Annotated in this window: 22 protein-coding genes and 1 tRNA gene; 6 read left to right on the top strand and 17 right to left on the bottom strand. The window is 57.5% G+C overall.

What is annotated here, in order from left to right; translation table 11 throughout:
- Positions 1–9: 9 nt before the first annotated feature.
- Positions 10–210, top strand: coding sequence for an ogr/Delta-like zinc finger family protein (locus M2433_RS17035; protein ID WP_429055941.1), 201 nt, complete (start codon positions 10–12; stop codon positions 208–210).
- A 60-nt stretch (positions 211–270) separates the two neighbouring features.
- Here the strand turns inward: M2433_RS17035 and M2433_RS17030 are convergent.
- A tRNA-Ile gene (locus tag M2433_RS17030) sits at positions 271–346 on the bottom strand.
- A gap of 125 nt (positions 347–471) precedes the next feature.
- Here M2433_RS17030 and mug point away from each other — a divergent pair.
- Entirely contained in the window at positions 472–978 is a 507-nt protein-coding gene (gene mug, locus M2433_RS17025) for a G/U mismatch-specific DNA glycosylase (RefSeq protein WP_059310567.1), read from the top strand.
- 163 nt (positions 979–1,141) lie between these two features.
- Here mug and rpoD read toward each other — a convergent pair whose 3' ends face one another.
- The 3 genes from rpoD to rpsU all read right to left on the bottom strand — a co-directional run bounded on the left by rpoD (position 1,142) and on the right by rpsU (position 5,220).
- Complete coding sequence (rpoD, locus tag M2433_RS17020) at positions 1,142–2,989, bottom strand: RNA polymerase sigma factor RpoD (protein ID WP_023309228.1); 1,848 nt, start codon at positions 2,987–2,989, stop codon at positions 1,142–1,144.
- Positions 2,990–3,143: 154 nt separating this feature from the next.
- The gene (gene dnaG, locus M2433_RS17015; protein ID WP_429055943.1) at positions 3,144–4,889 is read right to left on the bottom strand and encodes a DNA primase; all 1,746 of its coding nucleotides are present in this window, start codon (positions 4,887–4,889) and stop codon (positions 3,144–3,146) included.
- A gap of 115 nt (positions 4,890–5,004) precedes the next feature.
- Positions 5,005–5,220 carry a 30S ribosomal protein S21 gene (rpsU, locus tag M2433_RS17010; protein WP_001144069.1) on the bottom strand — a complete coding sequence of 72 codons (216 nt, stop codon included), beginning with the start codon at positions 5,218–5,220 and terminating at the stop codon, positions 5,005–5,007.
- 236 nt (positions 5,221–5,456) lie between these two features.
- On the opposite strand from rpsU, the gene tsaD reads away from it, so the two are divergent.
- Entirely contained in the window at positions 5,457–6,470 is a 1,014-nt protein-coding gene (tsaD, locus tag M2433_RS17005) for a tRNA (adenosine(37)-N6)-threonylcarbamoyltransferase complex transferase subunit TsaD (protein ID WP_429055960.1), read from the top strand.
- A 43-nt stretch (positions 6,471–6,513) separates the two neighbouring features.
- Here the strand turns inward: tsaD and ureG are convergent, their stop codons facing one another.
- The 9 genes from ureG to M2433_RS16960 all read right to left on the bottom strand — a co-directional run bounded on the left by ureG (position 6,514) and on the right by M2433_RS16960 (position 13,163).
- Positions 6,514–7,131, bottom strand: a complete 618-nt coding sequence (ureG, locus tag M2433_RS17000; protein WP_014071813.1) for an urease accessory protein UreG — start codon at positions 7,129–7,131, stop codon at positions 6,514–6,516.
- 9 nt (positions 7,132–7,140) lie between these two features.
- Entirely contained in the window at positions 7,141–7,815 is a 675-nt protein-coding gene (locus M2433_RS16995; protein ID WP_429055962.1) for an urease accessory protein UreF, read from the bottom strand.
- Positions 7,815–8,354 (bottom strand): HupE/UreJ family protein, encoded by a 540-nt coding sequence (locus M2433_RS16990; protein ID WP_429055963.1) that lies wholly within the window; start codon positions 8,352–8,354, stop codon positions 7,815–7,817. The genes M2433_RS16995 and M2433_RS16990 overlap by 1 nt, the downstream gene beginning before the upstream one ends.
- 9 nt (positions 8,355–8,363) lie before the next feature.
- Positions 8,364–8,828: an urease accessory protein UreE gene (gene ureE, locus M2433_RS16985; RefSeq protein ID WP_429056033.1), complete on the bottom strand. Its 465-nt coding sequence runs from the start codon at positions 8,826–8,828 to the stop codon at positions 8,364–8,366.
- Between the two features lie 9 nt (positions 8,829–8,837).
- Positions 8,838–10,541, bottom strand: coding sequence for an urease subunit alpha (gene ureC, locus M2433_RS16980; protein WP_429055965.1), 1,704 nt, complete (start codon positions 10,539–10,541; stop codon positions 8,838–8,840).
- Positions 10,534–10,848, bottom strand: a complete 315-nt coding sequence (locus tag M2433_RS16975) for an urease subunit beta (protein ID WP_429055967.1) — start codon at positions 10,846–10,848, stop codon at positions 10,534–10,536. Before M2433_RS16975 ends, ureC begins: the two co-directional genes overlap by 8 nt.
- Before the next feature lie 10 nt (positions 10,849–10,858).
- Positions 10,859–11,161, bottom strand: coding sequence for an urease subunit gamma (locus tag M2433_RS16970; protein WP_429055968.1), 303 nt, complete (start codon positions 11,159–11,161; stop codon positions 10,859–10,861).
- A 10-nt stretch (positions 11,162–11,171) separates the two neighbouring features.
- The gene (locus tag M2433_RS16965; protein ID WP_429055969.1) at positions 11,172–11,999 is read right to left on the bottom strand and encodes an urease accessory protein UreD; all 828 of its coding nucleotides are present in this window, start codon (positions 11,997–11,999) and stop codon (positions 11,172–11,174) included.
- 150 nt (positions 12,000–12,149) lie between these two features.
- Entirely contained in the window at positions 12,150–13,163 is a 1,014-nt protein-coding gene (locus M2433_RS16960) for an alpha/beta hydrolase (protein WP_429055971.1), read from the bottom strand.
- Positions 13,164–13,312: 149 nt separating this feature from the next.
- On the opposite strand from M2433_RS16960, the gene M2433_RS16955 reads away from it, so the two are divergent.
- Positions 13,313–13,735: a MarR family winged helix-turn-helix transcriptional regulator gene (locus M2433_RS16955; RefSeq protein WP_429055973.1), complete on the top strand. Its 423-nt coding sequence runs from the start codon at positions 13,313–13,315 to the stop codon at positions 13,733–13,735.
- A 38-nt stretch (positions 13,736–13,773) separates the two neighbouring features.
- Here the strand turns inward: M2433_RS16955 and M2433_RS16950 are convergent, their stop codons facing one another.
- Both M2433_RS16950 and plsY read right to left on the bottom strand, forming a co-directional pair.
- Positions 13,774–15,240 carry an MFS transporter gene (locus M2433_RS16950; RefSeq protein WP_429055975.1) on the bottom strand — a complete coding sequence of 489 codons (1,467 nt, stop codon included), beginning with the start codon at positions 15,238–15,240 and terminating at the stop codon, positions 13,774–13,776.
- An 84-nt stretch (positions 15,241–15,324) separates the two neighbouring features.
- The gene (gene plsY / locus M2433_RS16945) at positions 15,325–15,945 is read right to left on the bottom strand and encodes a glycerol-3-phosphate 1-O-acyltransferase PlsY (RefSeq protein ID WP_047347813.1); all 621 of its coding nucleotides are present in this window, start codon (positions 15,943–15,945) and stop codon (positions 15,325–15,327) included.
- Between the two features lie 107 nt (positions 15,946–16,052).
- On the opposite strand from plsY, the gene folB reads away from it, so the two are divergent.
- On the top strand, positions 16,053–16,421 hold the full coding sequence (gene folB / locus M2433_RS16940) for a bifunctional dihydroneopterin aldolase/7,8-dihydroneopterin epimerase (RefSeq protein WP_059310577.1): 369 nt from the start codon (positions 16,053–16,055) through the stop codon (positions 16,419–16,421).
- Between the two features lie 105 nt (positions 16,422–16,526).
- On the top strand, positions 16,527–17,348 hold the full coding sequence (gene bacA, locus M2433_RS16935) for an undecaprenyl-diphosphate phosphatase (protein WP_047347815.1): 822 nt from the start codon (positions 16,527–16,529) through the stop codon (positions 17,346–17,348).
- A 10-nt stretch (positions 17,349–17,358) separates the two neighbouring features.
- On the opposite strand, the gene M2433_RS16930 is transcribed toward bacA, so the two are convergent.
- On the bottom strand, positions 17,359–18,600 hold the full coding sequence (locus tag M2433_RS16930; RefSeq protein WP_429055977.1) for a multifunctional CCA addition/repair protein: 1,242 nt from the start codon (positions 18,598–18,600) through the stop codon (positions 17,359–17,361).
- A 60-nt stretch (positions 18,601–18,660) separates the two neighbouring features.
- Positions 18,661–19,281 (bottom strand): TIGR04211 family SH3 domain-containing protein, encoded by a 621-nt coding sequence (locus M2433_RS16925; RefSeq protein ID WP_429056034.1) that lies wholly within the window; start codon positions 19,279–19,281, stop codon positions 18,661–18,663.
- Between the last annotated feature and the right edge of the window lie 86 nt (positions 19,282–19,367).

Here is a 19,367-nt window from a genome sequence, read left to right as displayed (position 1 = left end):
GAGGGGTACATGTTTCATTGTCCTAAGTGCAAGCATTCAGCGCATGCGCGTACCAGTCGCTACTTAAGTGAAAATACCAAAGAGCGGTATCACCAGTGCACCAATGTGGACTGCAGCTGTACGTTCGTGACGATGGAGTCCGTGGAGCGTCTGATTGCGATCCCTGGCGACGCTGGCAAAGCCCGAACGGCTTCGCGACCAGCTGTTTAAAAACCAATAAAAAAAGCCACTCAATGAGTGGCTTATTTATTTGATTCTACAGCTAAAATTTGGTGGCCCCTGCTGGACTTGAACCAGCGACCAAGCGATTATGAGTCGCCTGCTCTAACCACTGAGCTAAGGGGCCGTGGCGGTGAATTATAAAGTAACTCCCCGCAGCAATCCAGCCATTCACACCTGCCTGCTGTTTTTATAAACAACGCATAATCAATCCTTTATACTTCACTCACGATGTATCGATCGGGAGTAAAGATGATCAACGATATTCTGGCCCCTGGCTTGAGGGTGGTGTTCTGCGGAATTAACCCGGGCAAGTCCTCGGCGCACACCGGTTTTCACTTCGCCCATCCGGGCAATCGCTTCTGGAAGGTGATCTACCAGGCCGGGTTTACCGACAGGCTACTCAAGCCCGAAGAGGAGCAGCACCTGCTTGATACGCGCTGCGGGATCACCATGCTGGTCGAGCGGCCTACGGTGCAGGCGAGCGAGGTTAACCTGCATGAGCTGCGAAGCGGCGGGCGAGAGCTGGTCAAAAAGATAGAAGATTATCAGCCGGCCGCGCTGGCGATCCTCGGTAAGCAGGCCTACGAGCAGGCGTTCAGCCAGCGCGGGGCGCAGTGGGGCAAGCAGGCCATCACCATCGGTGTGACGCAGGTATGGGTGCTGCCGAATCCGAGCGGGCTCAACAGGGCGACGCTGGATAAGTTGGTGGAGGCGTATCGGGAACTGGATGAGGCGCTGATGGTGCGGGGGCTTTAGGGGCTTCTGTGGCCTGATGCCCTCCCCCTCACCCCAGCCCTCTCCCTCAAGGGAGAGGGGGACGTCTGTGCCGGCATTATTTTGTGGGGATCCCTCAGCCCACAGGGAGAGGGAATAGGCAAAAAAAAGCTCCCGATTGGGAGCTTTTTGCTGTTTACCTGGATTAATCGTCCAGGAAGCTACGCAGCACTTCAGACCGGCTTGGATGACGCAGCTTACGCAGCGCCTTCGCTTCGATCTGACGGATACGTTCGCGGGTCACGTCGAACTGTTTACCCACTTCTTCCAGCGTGTGGTCGGTGTTCATATCGATACCGAAACGCATACGCAGTACTTTCGCTTCACGGGCGGTCAGGCCAGCCAGAACGTCGTGCGTGGCGGCACGCAGGCTCTCGGTGGTGGCTGAGTCCAGCGGCAGCTCGAGGGTGGTATCCTCGATGAAATCACCCAGATGCGAATCTTCATCATCACCGATTGGTGTTTCCATGGAGATTGGCTCTTTGGCGATCTTCAGCACTTTACGGATCTTGTCTTCCGGCATCAGCATGCGCTCGGCCAGCTCTTCCGGCGTCGGCTCGCGGCCCATCTCCTGCAACATCTGGCGTGAAATACGGTTGAGCTTGTTGATGGTCTCAATCATATGCACCGGAATACGGATGGTGCGCGCCTGATCCGCGATAGAGCGGGTGATAGCCTGACGGATCCACCAGGTTGCGTAGGTGGAGAACTTGTAGCCACGACGGTATTCAAATTTGTCTACCGCTTTCATCAGACCGATGTTGCCTTCCTGAATAAGATCCAGGAACTGCAGACCACGGTTGGTGTATTTCTTGGCGATAGAGATAACCAGACGCAGGTTCGCTTCAACCATCTCTTTCTTCGCACGGCGGGCTTTCGCTTCACCGATGGACATACGACGGTTGATGTCTTTAACCTGCTCAATGGTCAGGCCGGTCTCTTCTTCAATCTGATGCAGCTTCTGCAGGCCGCGATGCACATCGTCCTTCACGTCGTGCAATTTTTCAGACCACGGCTTGTTCATCGCGATAGCGGCGTTGAACCAGGTTTCGCTGGTTTCGTTGCCGGTGAAGAGGGTGATGAAATTCTTCTTCGGCATTTTGCACTGCTCAACGCACAGCTTCATGATGATGCGTTCCTGGGTACGAACGCGATCCATCATCACGCGCATGCTGTTCACCAGGTAGTCGAACTGTTTTGGCACCAGGCGGAACTGTTTGAACACTTCAGACAGCTTCAGGATCTCTTCCTGAGCGGCGGCATGGCTGCGGCCTTTCGCTTTGATGGTGTCACGCGTCACTTCGTACTGGGTACGCAGCTCGGCAAACTTCTCACGCGCCAGCTCCGGGTCAATGCTGTTGTCATCATCCGCGGTGTCGTCGTCGCTCTCTTCCTCATCTTCGTCTTCGTCATCATCCATCTCTTCCTGAGACAGTTCAGAACCGACGTGAGTGGCGGTAGGGGCCATATCTTCTTCAGCGTTCGGGTCGACGAAACCGGTGATCAGGTCAGACAGGCGCGCTTCTTCCGCTTCAACGCGATCGTACTGCTCCAGCAGATAGGTGATCGCTTCCGGGTACTCGGCAACAGAGCACTGAACCTGGTTGATCCCGTCTTCGATGCGTTTTGCGATGTCAATTTCGCCTTCGCGGGTCAACAGTTCAACGGTACCCATTTCGCGCATATACATGCGGACCGGGTCAGTGGTACGCCCGATTTCAGATTCCACGCTGGACAGTACCTGTGCAGCAGCTTCTTCCGCATCTTCGTCAGTGTTGTTGGAGGTTTCAGCCAGCAACAGATCATCGGCATCCGGTGCTTCTTCCATCACCTGAATGCCCATGTCATTGATCATTTGGATGATGTCTTCGATTTGATCTGAATCGACGATATCTTCCGGCAGATGGTCATTGACCTCGGCATAGGTCAGATAGCCTTGCTCCTTACCACGTTGGACAAGAAGTTTCAGCTGTGACTGCGGGTTTTGCTCCATAAGACGGTATCCACACTTAATTCGTTTGATTGGTGTCGGCGATGGGGCTGCCAACCTTTAAAGCGAGGGCGTACTTATATTTTTGCCGCTGCCTCTCAGTGCGGCTGCCGGGGGCTTCCCGATCGATATTCGGCACTTAAGCCGTTAAATTCGTTTATTTCTTCGCCAGTTCCTGGTTTATCATCCAGAGCTCCCGGCGTTCTTCGCTGATCAAACCGTGCGTACGCTCGCGAGCAATCAACTCTTCCTGGCGCAGCTCAAGCATCGAATCAAACATATGGTTGAGTGAGTCGGTGAACGTTTTTTCTGCAATGTCCTTATCTGCTATATCGTCCCACATCGACAATTTTTCAAGGGTAGCGGCCTCTTTTGTGCCGCGATAATGCTCTAAAAGTTGTCCGGTGGTCAGACCTGGCTGAGACAAACAAGTGTTGACCAGTTCTGAAAATAAGCCAAGTCCGGGCAATTTTTCGTGGTTCAAACCCGCCAGCGACGGCACCTGCGGTGCAAGCTCGGGATTTTGTACCAGCAACCCTATCAGTATACGCATGGTTGTGCGTTTTAGCTGAGGCGCGGCGCGAACCGCACCGTTTTCAGCGTGTTTAGGCATTAAACGTTCAAGCTGGCTGTCATCCAGAATGCCGAGCTTGTTGCCTAACTCCTGACGCAAATAGATGCGCAGCGTTTCGCCGGGCACCTGGCTGATTAACGGCAGCGCCAGCGTACTGAGCTGCGCGCGCCCGTCAGGGGTACTCAAATCGACCTGCGGCATCAGGCTGTTAAACAAAAACGTGGAGAGCGGCTGAGCCTGCTCCATCCGCGCTTCAAACGCCGCTTTACCCTCTTTACGCACCAGCGTATCCGGGTCTTCACCGTCGGGCAGAAACATAAAGCGCAGCTGACGGCCGTCGGTCATGTAGGGGAGGGCGGTTTCCAGCGCGCGCCAGGCGGCGTCGCGTCCGGCGCGGTCTCCGTCGTAACAACAAATCACGTTGTTGGTCACGCGGAACAGCAGCTGGATGTGATCCGCCGTCGTGGACGTTCCTAACGACGCCACCGCGTAGTTAATGTCGTACTGCGCCAGCGCAACGACGTCCATATACCCTTCGACGACCAGAAGACGCGGAGGTTCCGCGTTGTTCTGTTGCGCCTCATAAAGGCCGTAGAGCTGGCGGCCCTTATGGAAAATATCGGTTTCCGGGGAGTTGAGGTACTTCGGCAGGGCATCACCCAGCACGCGACCACCAAAACCAATTACCCGGCCACGCTTGTCGCGGATTGGGAACATCACCCGTTCGCGGAAGCGGTCGTAGCTTCGTCCCTGGTCGTTGGTGACCAGCATGCCTGCATCGATGAGAGACTTACGATCTTCGCTATTGCCGCCAAAACGCTTTAACACGTTGTCCCAGCCGGGCGGGGCGTAACCAATAGCGAAACGCGCAATGACATCGTCGCTCAGTCCACGCTTGTTCAGATACTGACGCGCAGGCTCAGCCGCAGAGTGCTTAAGAGACTGTTGGTAAAACGAATTCAGGCCATCCATCAGTTGATACAGCGTTTGCCGTTGATGGCGCTCGATCTGACTTGGCCCACTGCCTGCTTCATACGGCACTTCAAGGTTATGCATTGCCGCCAGCTCTTCGACGGTTTCAACGAACTCGAGCTTGTCGTAGTTCATTAAAAAATCAACGGCATTACCGTGAGCACCACAGCCGAAGCAATGGTAAAACTGCTTTTCACCGTTTACGGTGAAGGAGGGGGTTTTTTCGTTATGGAACGGACAGCACGCATGGTAATTCTTGCCCTGCTTTTTCAGCTTTACCCGCGCGTCGATGAGATCGACGATGTCGGTTCTGGCGAGCAGGTCATTGATGAAAACGCGTGGGATTCTTCCGGCCATATGCCCCGTTATTTTTAGCGACTCATAAACGAAAACAAGCCGCGCATTCCTTCCGGAAGCACGGCCTTACGACTATTACTCTGTCTGTCAATTGAGGGCTGAGGCCCTCAACCAATTAGTACAGACGAGTACGGCGTGCGTTTTCGCGAGCCAGTTTCTTCGCGTGACGTTTCACAGCGGAAGCTTTAGCGCGCTTACGTTCGGTCGTTGGTTTTTCATAAAACTCACGACGACGAACTTCAGCCAGAACACCTGCTTTCTCGCATGAACGTTTGAAGCGACGCAGTGCTACGTCGAACGGCTCGTTTTCACGTACTTTAATTACCGGCATGTAACTCTCACCTTTAATAAATTCGGTTTGCCGCTGGCATCAACGCCAGCTTATTTCAAAATGGTGCGGAATTTTACTGCAAATGCTGCTGCTTTGTAAAGCACCGATGCGATTTTGAAAGGGACTTTAATAAGGGTGAGGAGTATACACGAGCCTTCTTCCTGGGGCGAACAAAGTTTTACATCAACCCGCCCAGGCTCTACACTGCGCGGTATTGAAACGAGGTAAAACAAGTCATGCGTGTACTGGGTATTGAAACATCCTGCGATGAAACCGGCATCGCTATTTACGACGACGAAAAAGGCCTTCTGGCCAACCAGCTGTATAGTCAGGTGAAATTGCACGCTGACTATGGCGGCGTCGTGCCTGAACTGGCCTCTCGTGACCACGTGCGTAAAACGGTTCCCCTGATTCAGGCGGCGCTGAAAGAGGCCGGGTTGAGTGCAAACGATATCGACGCCGTGGCCTATACCGCGGGCCCTGGCCTGGTCGGCGCGCTGCTGGTCGGCGCAACGGTTGGCCGTTCGCTGGCCTTCGCGTGGGATGTTCCGGCCATTCCGGTTCACCATATGGAAGGGCATTTGCTGGCGCCGATGCTGGAAGATAATCCGCCTGAGTTTCCGTTTGTGGCGCTGCTGGTTTCGGGTGGGCATACCCAGCTGATCAGCGTGACCGGCATTGGCAAGTATGAGCTGCTGGGCGAGTCGATCGACGACGCCGCCGGTGAAGCGTTCGACAAAACCGCCAAGCTGCTGGGGCTGGATTACCCGGGCGGCCCGATGCTATCCAAAATGGCGGCGCAGGGAACGGAAGGGCGCTTTGTCTTCCCGCGTCCGATGACCGATCGTCCAGGGCTGGATTTCAGCTTCTCTGGCCTGAAAACTTTCGCGGCCAATACTATCCGCAATAATGACGACAGCGAGCAGACCCGCGCCGATATCGCCCGTGCATTCGAAGATGCGGTAGTCGATACGCTGATGATCAAGTGCAAGCGCGCGCTGGATCAGACTGGCTTTAAGCGCCTGGTAATGGCCGGTGGCGTCAGCGCCAACCGTACGCTGCGCGCGAAGCTCGCCGAGATGATGCAAAAGCGTCGCGGGGAAGTGTTCTATGCGCGTCCGGAATTCTGTACCGATAACGGCGCGATGATCGCTTACGCGGGTATGGTGCGCTTGAATGCGGGCGCAACGTCTGACCTCAGCGTGTCCGTGCGTCCGCGCTGGCCGCTGGCGGAACTGCCGGAGGCGTAACCCTCACCCTAACCCTCTCCCACAGGGAGAGGGGATCATAGGACTACACCCGCAGCATCCCTTTCTCTTCCAGAAACGCAATAATCGTCGCTAAACCGTCACCCGCCTTCAGGTTGGTAAACGTCCACGGACGCTCGCCGCGCATGCGGTTGGTGTCGCGCTCCATCACCTCCAGCGACGCCCCAACGTATGGCGCAAGATCGGTTTTGTTGATCACCAGAAAATCGGATTTGGTGATCCCCGGCCCGCCCTTGCGCGGGATTTTTTCCCCTTCGGCAACGTCGATGACGTAGATGGTGAGATCCGCCAGCTCCGGGCTGAAGGTCGCGCTCAGGTTATCGCCGCCGCTTTCAACGAAGATCAGATCCAGATTGCCGAACTTCTCGCTGAGCGCTTCTACCGCCGCCAGGTTCATCGAGGCATCTTCGCGAATGGCGGTATGCGGGCAGCCGCCGGTCTCCACGCCGACGATGCGCTCCGGCTCCAGTGCGCCCGCTTCGGTCAGGATGCGCTGATCCTCTTTGGTGTAGATATCATTCGTCACCACCGCCAGGTGGTACGTGTCGCGCATCGCTTTGCAGAGCGCTTCCAGCAGCGCGGTTTTACCCGACCCCACCGGGCCACCCACGCCCACGCGCAGGGGATGTTTGTAATCAGCCATGTTGCTTCCTCAGGAACGGAATAGTCGTGAATATTGGGTTTCGTGCCGCGCAGAGGCGATGGCGGACAGCGGCGTCGCCGCGCCTATCTCGTCGTCACTGCATAAAAATGCCTGTTCAAACCGGGCGGCAAAATGGTCGCTCAGTTCGATAATCAGTTGCTGCGCCGCCTGCTGCCCAAACGGCACCAGCTTGACGCCTGCCATCACCGCGCTCTCCATCCAGCTGTAGCCGAGGCTCAGCGCCAGCTCGCGCACGCCAATACCCCAGCGCACGCCGAGCCATGCCATGCCGCAGAGCTGGCTTTGCATAAACAGCGGCAGCCATTCGGGCGGACAATCCGGCTCCCAGCTCTTAATCAGTCGCGTAAAGGCCGCCCCGCGGTTTCGCTCTTCTTCTCGCAGCTCGCGCGTTTCCCGGCAGGCGAGAAGGTATGCCGTCCAGCGTTTTGCGTGTGTAAGATCGCGTTGCTCACAGGCCTGATAAAGACGGAGAAACAGCGGCAGATCGACGCAGAAAAAGCTCTGCTCCATCTGCTGGATTTGCCAGCGCTTAAAGGCCCCGGCGTCGGCAACCCAGCCGGCTTCAACGGCCCACTCCAGCCCCTGCGACCAGGTAAACGACCCGACCGGCAGGCTGCTGCTGGAGAGCTGCATCAGGCGCAGCCGCTGGCGGGAAAGGTCCATTAGCTCATCAACGCCAGCAGGGCAGAGACGATCAGCCCGCCGCCGAAGGTTTTACGCAGGCCGTCGTGACGGCGCAGCAAAAAGCCTGCGGCGAAACTGGCGCACAGCACGGTGGCGCTGGCGAACATAAAGCCGCTGGTGAAGAGCCAGAAGCTGTGGCCGGACATCTCCACCCCGTGCGCCCAGCCGTGGAACATCGCCAGAGCCGGTACCGCCAGCAGCAGGCGGTTTTCGGTTTTAAACATCATCACGCCGCAGACCGCCAGCGAGGCGATAATTAGCATCTCCATGCCGCTAAAGCCGCCGAGCAGGCTGCCCGCAATGGCGCCGACAAGCATCATCCCGAGGGTGGCAAACGGCAGCAGGAGCTTGCGGCCGCTCAGCGCCGAGAGCACGCCTGCGCCGGTCAGCATCAGCAGGTGATCGAGCCCGGTCAGAGGGTGGAGAAAACCGGCCTGAAAGCTGTCGGTGCCGTGGCCGGGGTGGGCGAGCGCGGGTACGGAAACGGCCAGCAGTAACAGCGGTAAATACTTACGCATGATGGATCCTTAATGTGAATGGGCGTGAGAATGGCTATGGCTGTGGGCATCGCTGGCATACGCGCCCGCTTCCGGTTCAAACGGCAGGCTGGCGTAGGTCACCTCCAGCCCGAACTGGCGCAGCATATCGTCGAGAACGTGATCGTGGTGATAGCGCAGCTCGCCGGGCATGACCTGCAGCGGCACGTGGCGGTTGCCCAGGTGGTAGCAGGCGCGGGCGAGCAGGAACGGATCGGCGCAGCGCACCACGGAGACGGACTCCGGCGCGGCGATCACTTCGATCACCTCGCTGCCGTCGTCGGTGGTCAGCAGGTCGCCCCCGCGCAGCAGCAGGCCGCGCGGCAGCATCAGCCCGGCTTCGCGACCGTCGTTCAGCGCCACGCGGGCGCGGCTTTTCACCCGCACGTCAATCGGCAGCGTGACGCTGGCGGTAATCGGGTGTGCATGGTCAAGGCGTTGGGTTAAATAGATCATCATTACTCCTCAAAACAGGAAATAGCGTTGCGCCATCGGCAGAACGTCAGCCGGTTCGCTGGTAATCAGTTCGCCGTCGACGCGCACCTCGTAGGTTTGCGAATCGACGGTGATATTCGGCTGCAGTCCGTTGTGGATCATGTCCGCCTTTTTCACCGTCCGGCAGCCTTTCACTACCGCCGTGGCGCTTTGCAGGTTGAGCCGTTGTGGTATGCCGTTGGCGCTGGCGGCCTGCGAGACAAACGTCAGCCGTGTGGCGTGGCGAGCGGCGCCCAGCGCGCCAAACATTGGGCGGTAGTGCACCGGCTGCGGCGTAGGAATAGAGGCGTTGATATCGCCCATCGGCGCGCAGGCGATCATCCCGCCCTTGACGATGGTGGCAGGCTTCACGCCGAAGAACGCCGGGGACCAGACCACCAGATCCGCCAGCTTGCCCGCCTCGATGGAGCCCACTTCATGGGCGATGCCGTGGGTCAGCGCCGGGTTAATGGTGTATTTAGCGACGTAGCGTTTTACGCGGAAGTTGTCGTTTTCGCCGGTCTCTTCCGGCAGGGCGCCGCGCTGGACCTTCATGCGGTGCGCCACCTGCCAGGTGCGGATAATCACTTCCCCTACGCGGCCCATTGCCTGCGAATCTGACGAGGTGAGCGAGAACGCGCCGATGTCGTGCAGCACGTCTTCAGCGGCGATGGTTTCACGGCGAATGCGCGATTCGGCAAACGCCACGTCCTCGGCGATATCCGGATCGAGGTGGTGGCAGACCATCAGCATGTCGAGATGCTCGTCGATGGTATTGACCGTGTAGGGCAGCGTCGGGTTGGTGGAAGAGGGCAGAATATTCGGGTGCGCGCAGGCGGTGATAATATCCGGCGCGTGGCCGCCGCCCGCCCCTTCGGTGTGGAAGGTGTGAATAGTGCGCCCGCCAATGGCGGCCAGCGTGTCTTCCACAAATCCGGACTCGTTCAGCGTGTCGCTGTGCAGCGCCACCTGAATATCCATTTCTTCGGCCACCTCCAGCGAGCAGTTGATGGCCGCAGGCGTCGCGCCCCAGTCTTCGTGGATCTTCAGCCCGATGGCACCAGCGGCGATTTGCTCGCGCAGAGCGTTCGGGTTGGAACCGTTGCCCTTGCCGAGCAGGCCGATATTCACCGGCAGGGTATCGGCAGCCTGCAGCATGCGGGCGATATACCACGGCCCCGGCGTGCAGGTGGTGGCGTTGGTGCCCGCCGCCGGTCCGGTACCGCCGCCGATCATCGTCGTGACGCCGGAGACCAGCGCCTCTTCCGCCTGCTGCGGGCAGATCCAGTGGATGTGGGTGTCGATCCCGCCGGCGGTAACGATCTTCCCTTCGGCGGCGATCACTTCCGTCGCGGCACCAATCGGGATCGTTACGGCGGGCTGAATATCCGGGTTGCCGGCTTTGCCGACGGCAAAGATCCGCCCGTTCTTCACGCCGATATCGGCCTTCACGATCCCCCAGTGATCGACGATCAGCGCGTTGGTGAGCACCAGATCCACGCAGTCGTCTGCGGTCATCTGTCCCTGACCCATGCCATCGCGGATCACCTTCCCGCCGCCGAACTTGACCTCTTCGCCGTAGGTGGTGAGATCGTCTTCCACTTCTATCCACAGCTCGCTGTCGGCCAGCCGCACCTTATCGCCGGTGGTAGGGCCGAACATATCGGCGTAAGCCCGGCGCGAAATCTCAGCCATGTTTCACCTCTCCCATCACCTCGCCGCGAAAACCGACTATGCGCTGTGCGCCCGTAACCTCAACCAGCGTCACTTCGCGCTTCTGGCCGGGTTCAAAACGCACGGCGGTGCCCGCCGGAATATTCAGCCGGTAGCCTTTGGTGGTTTCCCGGTCAAACTTCAGCGCCGGGTTGACCTCGTAAAAGTGGTAGTGCGATCCGACCTGGATCGGCCGGTCACCGTGGTTTTCGACGATGACGCGCCGGGTTTCACGCTCGACGTTGAGGGCGATATTGCCGGGCTGGATCTGATATTCACCTGGGACCATCACGCGCTCCTTAGGCGATCGGATTGTGGACGGTGACGAGCTTGGAGCCGTCCGGGAAGGTCGCTTCCACCTGAATATCCGGGATCATCTCCGGGACGCCTTCCATTACCTGGTCGCGCGTCAGAACGTGGCGGCCCGCCTCCATCAGCGAGGCGACGGTTTCGCCATCGCGCGCGCCTTCCATAATGAAGGCGCTGATCAGCGCGACCGATTCCGGGTAATTGAGCTTAACCCCGCGCGCAAGGCGGCGTTCGGCAACCAGCGCGGCGGTGAACAGCAACAGCTTGTCTTTTTCTCTGGGGGTCAGTTCCATAACGTTTCTCTTATGTCTGCCAGATACGCGGCGAACAGGCGGTTTTGGTGGTGAGAAGCGGGCGAAGCGACTGCCAGACGTCGCGCATCACCCGCTGACAAATCAGGTTATCGTGGGAGAGAAAACGCACCGACAGCAGATCGTCAGTGAGCGTTGCGCCAGCAAAATTTTCCAGCGATGCGAGCCGCTCGCGCACCGTGTCGAGATGCGTTTCCCCGGCCGGATAGAACAGCAGCGTGCCGAGCCACGGATGCCCGGCAACGGGCGTAAGATCGCCATGGCTGAGATGCTGACGCTCAATCAGGCGCGGCACGTCGTCGACCCAGACCTCAAGGCGGCTCTCCAGCGTGCCGTGGCTGAAGGTTTCACCGATCACCGGTCGTCCCAGGCAGTACAGCTCCCACGCCAGCAGCGTGCTGGAGGCCTTCAGGTGGAAGACGGAGCGCAGCGCGGCATTCGCGCCGGGAAAGACAATGGTGTCCTGCGGCAGCCACTCGAGCGTGGATCCATCATCAAGATAAAAGTGCTGATTGAGGCAGGCCTGCGGGCCGCTGCTGCGATAAAACTTGCTGGCGCCGGGCATGGTGATGAGCGCGTGGCTGTTGGCGTCCAGCCGGACAGAAATATCCAGCGTATCGCCGCCCACAACGCCACCGGGTGGATGCAGCAGATAGAGGTGGCAGGTTTCGCCTTCAGGATAAAACGGCCGCTGAACGGTAAGCGGCCCGAGGTGATGAGCGGAGTGCAGGAGGGTTTTCTCAGGGGTGTGACAAAACTGCAGGGCAAGCGACGCCTGCCAGCCTTTATACGTATTATCAGTGACCTGAGCTGCTAACATGCTGCATCCATCTGCTCATCATCGGGGTCGTTTCAGTATGCCCTGGCAGAATTGAAGGCTGTCATATGAGTCGCTTATGGATGGCGGTTAAGACGAAACAAAAAAGCACGCCCCGGGGGGGCGTGCTGTCTGACAAACATCGCGATGCTGTTATTTCAGGTGTTCATGCAGCGCTGCGCCAGCCTGCTCCAGAGCAACCTTGACCGTAGGCTCTTCGCTCAGTGGATTGAGCAGGCCGTAATCGTGGATCATGCCGTTATAGCGCGTGACGGTCACCGGGACGCCAGCCGCATCCAGTTTACGCCCGAATGCTTCACCTTCATCCCGCAGAACGTCCAGCTCTGCTGTCTGAATCAGCGTCTCCGGGAAGCCTTTCAGCTGCGCGGCGCTGGCGCGAAGCGGAGAGGCAAGGATATTGTTGCGATCGGCTGCGTTGGTGGTGTAGTTATCCCAGAACCATTTCATCATGTTTTTCGACAGGAAATAGCCGTTCTCGAACTGGTTATACGAGGCAGTATCAAAATTCGCATCGGTAACAGGCCAGAGCATGACGTTGTAGCGAATTTTTGGCCCATTGAACTGTTTTGCCTGCAGCGCCACGGAAGCCACCATATTACCGCCCACGCTGTTACCGACCAGACCCAGACGGCTACCGTCCACGCCAATTTCCTGACCGTGCCCGGCTACCCATTTAGTCGCTTCATAGGCCTGATGAATGGCTACCGGGAAATGGGCCTCAGGTGACGGCGTGTAATCAACGTAAACCGCTGCGGCACCTGAGGCGCGAACGAGATCGCGGATTAAGCGTTCGTGGGTTGGGAAATCACCCAGCACCCAGCCGCCGCCGTGGAAGAACATAAATGCCGGGAGCGTGCCGCTGGCGTTTTCAGGTTTTACTATTTTCAGTTTGATCGCCTGGCCATTAACCTGGATCGTTTTTTCAGAAACCTGAGCGGGCGGCAGTTTTGCGCCTTGCTGCGCGCCGATAAGTACCTGGCGGGCCTCCTGCGGAGTCATCTGCTCCATTGGCTTACCCTTGCCTGAATTGAGAACATTAAGAAATGCCTGTACGCCTGCGGTCGGGGTAGGGGTATTGGGGGTGTGAGCGGACGCTGCGGCAGACGCGAATACGGAAGAAACCAGGATGGCGGTTAATGTTTTCATGGTAGTACCTCTTTAAGCGAGTGTTAAACGGTGACGTTCTTTAAGTATCGCGCTATTTAGTTGTTGATGTAATACTTGCGCGCAAGATACTTTTAGTCAAACTTTATTTATAATTTTTTTTATAAGACTGACTCAGGGTGGATAGAGAAATGAAAGAAAACAAGACATTAGATGATTTGCTTTGCTTCTCACTGTACTCGGTCACCAACGCGTTCGTACGGCAATATCGTCCCTTATTGCAGGAAATGGATCTGACCTATCCGCAATTTGTTGTTTTGATGGCGCTTTATGAGAAAGACAACATTCCACTTCGCGATCTCAGCGATAAGACGTTTTTTGATTCGGGCACATTGACCCCGCTGGTACAAAAGCTTGAGGCAAAGGGGTTTCTCAACCGTGTCGCGGTTGTGGGTGACGAAAGAATGAAAAATGTCGTTCTGACGGAGAAGGCTAACGCACTGAAAAAGCAGGTGATGGCGCTGCCGGACCAGATTCGCTGCAGCATGCGGATGAATGATGAAGAGCTTGAGATGTTGAAAAAACTTTCCCGAACGCTGCTGGATGATTTGTAAGAACCCTTCGGTGGGGTTAACCCACCGAAGCGAGATCATTAGCGGTAATCCTCCGCATCTACGTCGTACCCGGACGGTTCCCAGCGGATCGCCAGCAGGGAGGCCAGGCCGATAAACGGCGCCAGCGCAATCACCCAGAACACGGCGGTATCGAGGGAGGCGACCAGCAGCGGGAACAGGAACAGCGACAGCGTGGAACTGCTGCGCATCAGCGTCTGGTTGAGACCCACGCCGACGCCTCGCAGCGAGGTCGGGTAGCTCAGCGAGGCAAACGTCATGGTATGCGCACCCGGGCCGAAGCCCTGACCGAACAGGAACAGTGCCAGCATGCCGACGGCAACCACACCTTCCGCTGCGCCTTCAGGCCGTCCCACCAGCGCCAGCCCGAGCAGCGCGACCAGCTGGCAGGCGTAGCCCGCAAGCGACATCCGCCAGGCACCGAAGCGCGGCACGTAGCGTACCGCCAGCAGTCCGCCGACGAAGGCAAACAGCAGGTTAAGCACCAGAGAAATCAGAATGGTGGTGAGCATCGACTGGACAAAGAAGCTGGAGATGATCACCGGCAGGCCAAACGCCACGGCGTTATAGGCAAACGACGAGACGACGGACAGCAGCGTGGCGAGCGTCGTGCGGCGTAAATAGATGCCGCGAAACAGGTTCAGGTAGTTAGACCATTTCGCTTTATTGACGACGGGGGCGGGCTGGCTGAGCGCGTCCTGCGGCACGTGGGCGTTGATGTTATAGGACTGGCGCAGGATCGAGGCTGCCTCTTTCAGGTTGCCCTGATTCGCCGCCCAGACCGGCGACTCGCTCATATAGCGGCTACGGATGGCGATAATCACCAGCGCCGGCACCGCGCCGAAGCCCAGAATCAAACGCCACAGCCAGTCGCTGTGGCTTTCCGGCAGCACGGCGTAGAAGAAGAGCACCAGGAGATACGAGATGCTGATGGCGGCATACCAGGTGGGGCACCACATCGCGACGCTGGAGGCCTTATTCCCCGGGCCTTTGAGTCTGGCAAACTCGCTTAAAAATGCCATCGCCACGGGAAGGTCGATCCCCACGCCGAGCCCCATCACAAAGCGGGCGCCCGCCAGCACGTATTCGTTAGGTGCCAGCGCACAGGCGATGGCGGCCACCACGAAGAAGAGCATGTCGGCCATAAAGACCCGGTAGCGGCCAATCTTGTCCGTGAGGTATCCGCCGAGCAGCGCCCCGACAATGGCCCCAAAGGTAATGGCCGAGGCCACCATGCCGGTGCCTGCCGGCGTAAGGTTAAATTCTCGGGTGATGTCTTTTATGCCGAACGCCAGCGCGCCGAGGTCGTAGGCATCGAGGAAAATCCCGCCCAGCGCGATACCGATGACGATGCGCGCATTTGCCCGTCCCTGAGAACCGTCATTGACCAGCCGCGAGACGTCAGCGGCGCTGCGCACCCACTGGATGTCGCCATTTGCTGAATGTTGTGGTGTTGAAAGGGGAGTGGTGTCTGTAATGTCTGCCATTTTCTTCTAACGTGGTTGTGTTGTGTCTCTAACAGTTACCACAGGCAGAAGGTGGCCAAAATCACATTTGGCTATAAGGCATAACTAACCCTTTGGAGCGTCTTTTTTCTTTCTCTTGAGCTTCGTCCAGATTTTGGTCTCCTGGCGACGCCACAGGCGCTGAATATTATCGTGATGCCGCAGCAGGATAAGGCAGGAGAGCATCGACACCGGGAAGGTAAACTGGGGTTTGAACCACCAGACGTAGAACGGGGCAATCAGCGCGCTGACAATGGCGCCCAGGGACGAATAGCCGCTCAAAAGAATGGTCAGCAGCCAGGTGCCGGCCATGACGCCGGTTAAATCCCAGCCGATGGGCGCAATGGCGCCAAAAGCTGTCGCAACGCCTTTGCCGCCTTTGAAGCCGAAGAAGACGGGCCAGATATGACCAACGCAGGCTGCAATGGCAATGAGCCCCAGCCAGAACGGCGTAACGCCCAGCGCATACGCGCCCCAGACGGGTAGCATCCCTTTCAGAACATCAAAAATCAAAACCGCTACGGCTGCTCCCTTGCCGCCAATTCGTAGTACGTTGGTCGCTCCCGGGTTCCCGGAACCACTTTCACGCGGGTCAGGTAACCCGGCGATGCGGCAGACCAGAATGGCGCTGGAGATTGAGCCGCAAAGGTAGGCGAGGAGGATCATTCCAGGCGCGATTGCACTCATAACGCTGTTCCGTTTTGAAAATGTATCTGTATTCTCAGCATCTGTGGATAATACGCATAATTCGCCGGAAGTGGTATCCGGTTTAGCCAAAAAGCAGGCAGGTCGTGATGGATATTGTATTTATAGAGCAACTTTCGGTAATCACCACGATTGGTGTTTACGACTGGGAACAGACCATCGAGCAGAAGCTGGTGTTCGATATCGAAATGGGCTGGGATAACCGCAAATCGGCAAAAAGCGATGACGTGAACGATTGTCTGAGCTATGCCGACATCAGTGAAACGGTCATCGGCCACGTTGAAGGGCAACGCTTTGCGCTGGTCGAGCGGGTGGCGGAGGAAGTGGCGGAACTGCTGCTGACCAAATTCAATTCGCCGTGGGTGCGCATCAAGCTGAGCAAGCCGGGCGCGGTGGCGCGAGCCGCTAATGTCGGCGTCATCATCGAGCGTGGCACAAATCTGAAAGGACAGATTTAACGTCATAATAGCTAAACCATTTTAGGTTATACCGGTCTTAAAGCTGTATCTTTCACGGTAGCCGTTGGGGCGACCGTTTTTTTATTTCTTTTTAGGGGTTTATAGATGAGCGATATGCACTCGCTGCTGGTGGCGGCAATACTGGGTGTGGTCGAAGGATTGACGGAATTTTTACCCGTTTCCAGTACGGGCCATATGATTATCGTTGGCCATCTGCTGGGCTTTGAAGGCGATACCGCAAAGACGTTCGAAGTGGTCATTCAGCTGGGTTCGATTCTGGCGGTGGTGGTGATGTTCTGGCGTCGTCTGTTTGGTCTGATCGGCATCCACTTTGGTCGTCTTCCTCAGCGCGAAGGTGAAGGCACCGGTCGTCTGACGCTCATCCATATCCTGCTCGGGATGGTCCCTGCGGTGGTGCTGGGCCTGGTTTTCCATGACGCCATCAAGTCTCTGTTTAACCCGATTAACGTGATGTACGCGCTGGTGGTGGGGGGGTTCCTGCTGATCGCCGCGGAAGTGCTGAAGCCAAAGACGCCGCGCGCGGAAGGCCTGGACGATATGACGTATCGTCAGGCGTTTATCATTGGCTGTTTCCAGTGTCTGGCGCTGTGGCCGGGTTTCTCGCGTTCAGGCGCAACGATTTCTGGCGGGATGCTGATGGGCGTGAGCCGTTATGCCGCGTCGGAGTTTTCGTTCCTGCTGGCGGTGCCGATGATGATGGGGGCCACCGTACTCGACGTCTATAAGAGCTATCACTTCCTGACGGCTGGCGACATTCCAATGTTCGCCGTTGGCTTCATCACCGCGTTTATCGTGGCGCTGATTGCCATCAAAACCTTCCTGCAGCTGATTAAGCGTATCTCGTTTATTCCGTTCGCGATCTATCGCTTTATCGTGGCGGCTGCGGTGTACGTGGTCTTCTTCTGACCGATGGCCCTCAGTCTTTCGGCTGAGGGCAATGCTTTTCCTTCCAGTCCGATACCGCCTGAATTCGCCGTTTCGTCAACTCTTCCCGAATCTCCGGTCCTTTGAATCCCGCGTCGACGACGTCTTTCGTCGGCACCGCTTTTGCCACGTCCCAGGCGTTACGCAGCAAACGACCCTGCGGGTAATCGCACGCTTCAAACCCGGTACGACCGCGCACGTCCGCTTCGCTGGTGAGCGCGATTTGCTCCACGCGCTGGGGTTTGCGCCAGGCGTCGATGTTATCGAAAAGCTTAACGATGGTGGCCGGCTTCAGGATCGGGAAGGTGTGGATCAGGTCGTGGAACTCGGCGACCAGTTTCGCCAGATCGCGGATCTCGTTCGGGACGCGCAGACGCTGGCACAGCCCCTCGACCAGCTTCACCCCAGCCGGGCCGTGCCCGTGGTGGCGAGGCCAGAATTCTTTTGGCGTTAAGCCTTTGCCGAGATCGTGGCACAGGGTGGAAAAGCGCACGTCCACGTCCGGGCTGAGCATGGCCGCCATGCTGAGCGTCATCAGCGTATGCACGCCGGTATCAATTTCCGGATGCCATTTCGCCGGGGCGGGAACGCCAAACAGCGCGTCTATTTCCGGGAACAGCACCTTCAGCGCGCCGCAGTCGCGCAGGACCTGGAAAAAGACCTGCGGGTTGCGCGTGGTGAGAGCATTTTCCGTCTCTTTCCAGACGCGTTCTGGCGTCAGGTGTGCAAGCTCGCCCGCCTCGGTCATGGCGGTCATCAGCGCCATTGTCTCATCGGCAATACGGAAGCTGAGATGCGCGTAACGCGCGGCAAAGCGCGCCACGCGCAGCACGCGGAGCGGATCTTCAGAAAACGCGGGGGAAACGTGACGTAAAAGACGGTTGCGCAGATCGTTCTGGCCGCCATAAGCGTCAACGATCTGGCCGTTCTCGTCCTGCGCCAGCGCGTTGATGGTGAGATCGCGGCGCAGGAGATCTTGCTCCAGCGTGACGTCCGGCGCGGCATAGCAGGTGAAGCCGGTATAACCCGAGCCCGATTTCCGCTCGGTACGCGCCAGGGCGTACTCTTCGCGGCTTTTCGGGTGCAAAAACACGGGAAAATCGCGGCCTACCTGCTGGTAGCCCGCGTTGAGCATCTCTTCAGGGGTGGCGCCAACCACCACCCAGTCTTTATCTTTGACCGGCAGACCTAACAACGCATCACGTACCGCACCACCGACCAGATAACTCTTCACGCCTTACACTCCCGTTTTCTCTTTTCCAGAATGATACGTAAGTCTGGCAGAGAAGACGAATTAGTTCATCCAGCGGTCTTTACGCTTACGGCTTGGGATCAGATGCGGCAGAACCAGACCCAGTACCAGACCAACGCCCAGCACGCCGCCGCCATACATGAACCACTGCATGATGATGGTGCGCTGTTTGTCATCGAGCTGCAGATTAGCGGCATTCACTTTCTTCTGCGCGACAATCAGCTCATTTTTCAGTTTCTGGTTTTCTTCTTTCAGGCCGTTAATCACGCCGTCGCTTTGCGCGACCTTCTGCTGCATTTCAGCGGTGCGCTGGTTCCAGGTTCCGTCGATATTGTTCAGCTTGTCGGTCAGGGTTTTCACCTGGTTTTCCAGATCCGGGACGCGGGTGCGCAGGCTTGGCACGGTGCTCAGCTGTTTCAGCGGGATCCATGAGGTACGACCGGTACTGTCGCGCACCTGACCGTAGTTGGTGTCCGCGTTGGTCTGTAACAGAGTGACTTCCTCGCCGGCATTTACCGTACCCACGAGGCGATAATTGTCTCCAGGGCCACTGCGTACCCAGGTGTTCAGTTCGTCAGAAACGTAACGCTTCTCTTCAGCGTGCACGGCGGTTGCGGCGCTAAAAGCGAGTAAAGTTAGTCCAATCAGGCGTAATTTAAGCATCATTAGTCGTTATTTTCATAAATAGTGGAACGATAGTAGTGGCAACAGTGTCTCTACGCAAAGCATTCATCAGCAATCAGAATCAT

This window comes from Enterobacter sp. AC1 (assembly GCF_050434705.1).
Classification (GTDB): domain Bacteria; phylum Pseudomonadota; class Gammaproteobacteria; order Enterobacterales; family Enterobacteriaceae; genus Enterobacter; species Enterobacter cloacae_L.
This window is presented reverse-complemented; position numbering and strand designations above follow the sequence as displayed.

What these genes read in the sequence shown, in the direction of transcription:
- M2433_RS17035 (WP_429055941.1), top strand. Translation starts at nt 10, where the DNA reads ATGTTTCATTGTCCTAAGTGCAAGCATTCAGCGCATGCGCGTACCAGT.
- mug (WP_059310567.1), top strand. Translation starts at nt 472, where the DNA reads ATGATCAACGATATTCTGGCCCCTGGCTTGAGGGTGGTGTTCTGCGGA.
- rpoD (WP_023309228.1), bottom strand. Translation starts at nt 2,989, where the DNA reads ATGGAGCAAAACCCGCAGTCACAGCTGAAACTTCTTGTCCAACGTGGT.
- dnaG (WP_429055943.1), bottom strand. Translation starts at nt 4,889, where the DNA reads ATGGCCGGAAGAATCCCACGCGTTTTCATCAATGACCTGCTCGCCAGA.
- rpsU (WP_001144069.1), bottom strand. Translation starts at nt 5,220, where the DNA reads ATGCCGGTAATTAAAGTACGTGAAAACGAGCCGTTCGACGTAGCACTG.
- tsaD (WP_429055960.1), top strand. Translation starts at nt 5,457, where the DNA reads ATGCGTGTACTGGGTATTGAAACATCCTGCGATGAAACCGGCATCGCT.
- ureG (WP_014071813.1), bottom strand. Translation starts at nt 7,131, where the DNA reads ATGGCTGATTACAAACATCCCCTGCGCGTGGGCGTGGGTGGCCCGGTG.
- M2433_RS16995 (WP_429055962.1), bottom strand. Translation starts at nt 7,815, where the DNA reads ATGGACCTTTCCCGCCAGCGGCTGCGCCTGATGCAGCTCTCCAGCAGC.
- M2433_RS16990 (WP_429055963.1), bottom strand. Translation starts at nt 8,354, where the DNA reads ATGCGTAAGTATTTACCGCTGTTACTGCTGGCCGTTTCCGTACCCGCG.
- ureE (WP_429056033.1), bottom strand. Translation starts at nt 8,828, where the DNA reads ATGATCTATTTAACCCAACGCCTTGACCATGCACACCCGATTACCGCC.
- ureC (WP_429055965.1), bottom strand. Translation starts at nt 10,541, where the DNA reads ATGGCTGAGATTTCGCGCCGGGCTTACGCCGATATGTTCGGCCCTACC.
- M2433_RS16975 (WP_429055967.1), bottom strand. Translation starts at nt 10,848, where the DNA reads ATGGTCCCAGGTGAATATCAGATCCAGCCCGGCAATATCGCCCTCAAC.
- M2433_RS16970 (WP_429055968.1), bottom strand. Translation starts at nt 11,161, where the DNA reads ATGGAACTGACCCCCAGAGAAAAAGACAAGCTGTTGCTGTTCACCGCC.
- M2433_RS16965 (WP_429055969.1), bottom strand. Translation starts at nt 11,999, where the DNA reads ATGTTAGCAGCTCAGGTCACTGATAATACGTATAAAGGCTGGCAGGCG.
- M2433_RS16960 (WP_429055971.1), bottom strand. Translation starts at nt 13,163, where the DNA reads ATGAAAACATTAACCGCCATCCTGGTTTCTTCCGTATTCGCGTCTGCC.
- M2433_RS16955 (WP_429055973.1), top strand. Translation starts at nt 13,313, where the DNA reads ATGAAAGAAAACAAGACATTAGATGATTTGCTTTGCTTCTCACTGTAC.
- M2433_RS16950 (WP_429055975.1), bottom strand. Translation starts at nt 15,240, where the DNA reads ATGGCAGACATTACAGACACCACTCCCCTTTCAACACCACAACATTCA.
- plsY (WP_047347813.1), bottom strand. Translation starts at nt 15,945, where the DNA reads ATGAGTGCAATCGCGCCTGGAATGATCCTCCTCGCCTACCTTTGCGGC.
- folB (WP_059310577.1), top strand. Translation starts at nt 16,053, where the DNA reads ATGGATATTGTATTTATAGAGCAACTTTCGGTAATCACCACGATTGGT.
- bacA (WP_047347815.1), top strand. Translation starts at nt 16,527, where the DNA reads ATGAGCGATATGCACTCGCTGCTGGTGGCGGCAATACTGGGTGTGGTC.
- M2433_RS16925 (WP_429056034.1), bottom strand. Translation starts at nt 19,281, where the DNA reads ATGCTTAAATTACGCCTGATTGGACTAACTTTACTCGCTTTTAGCGCC.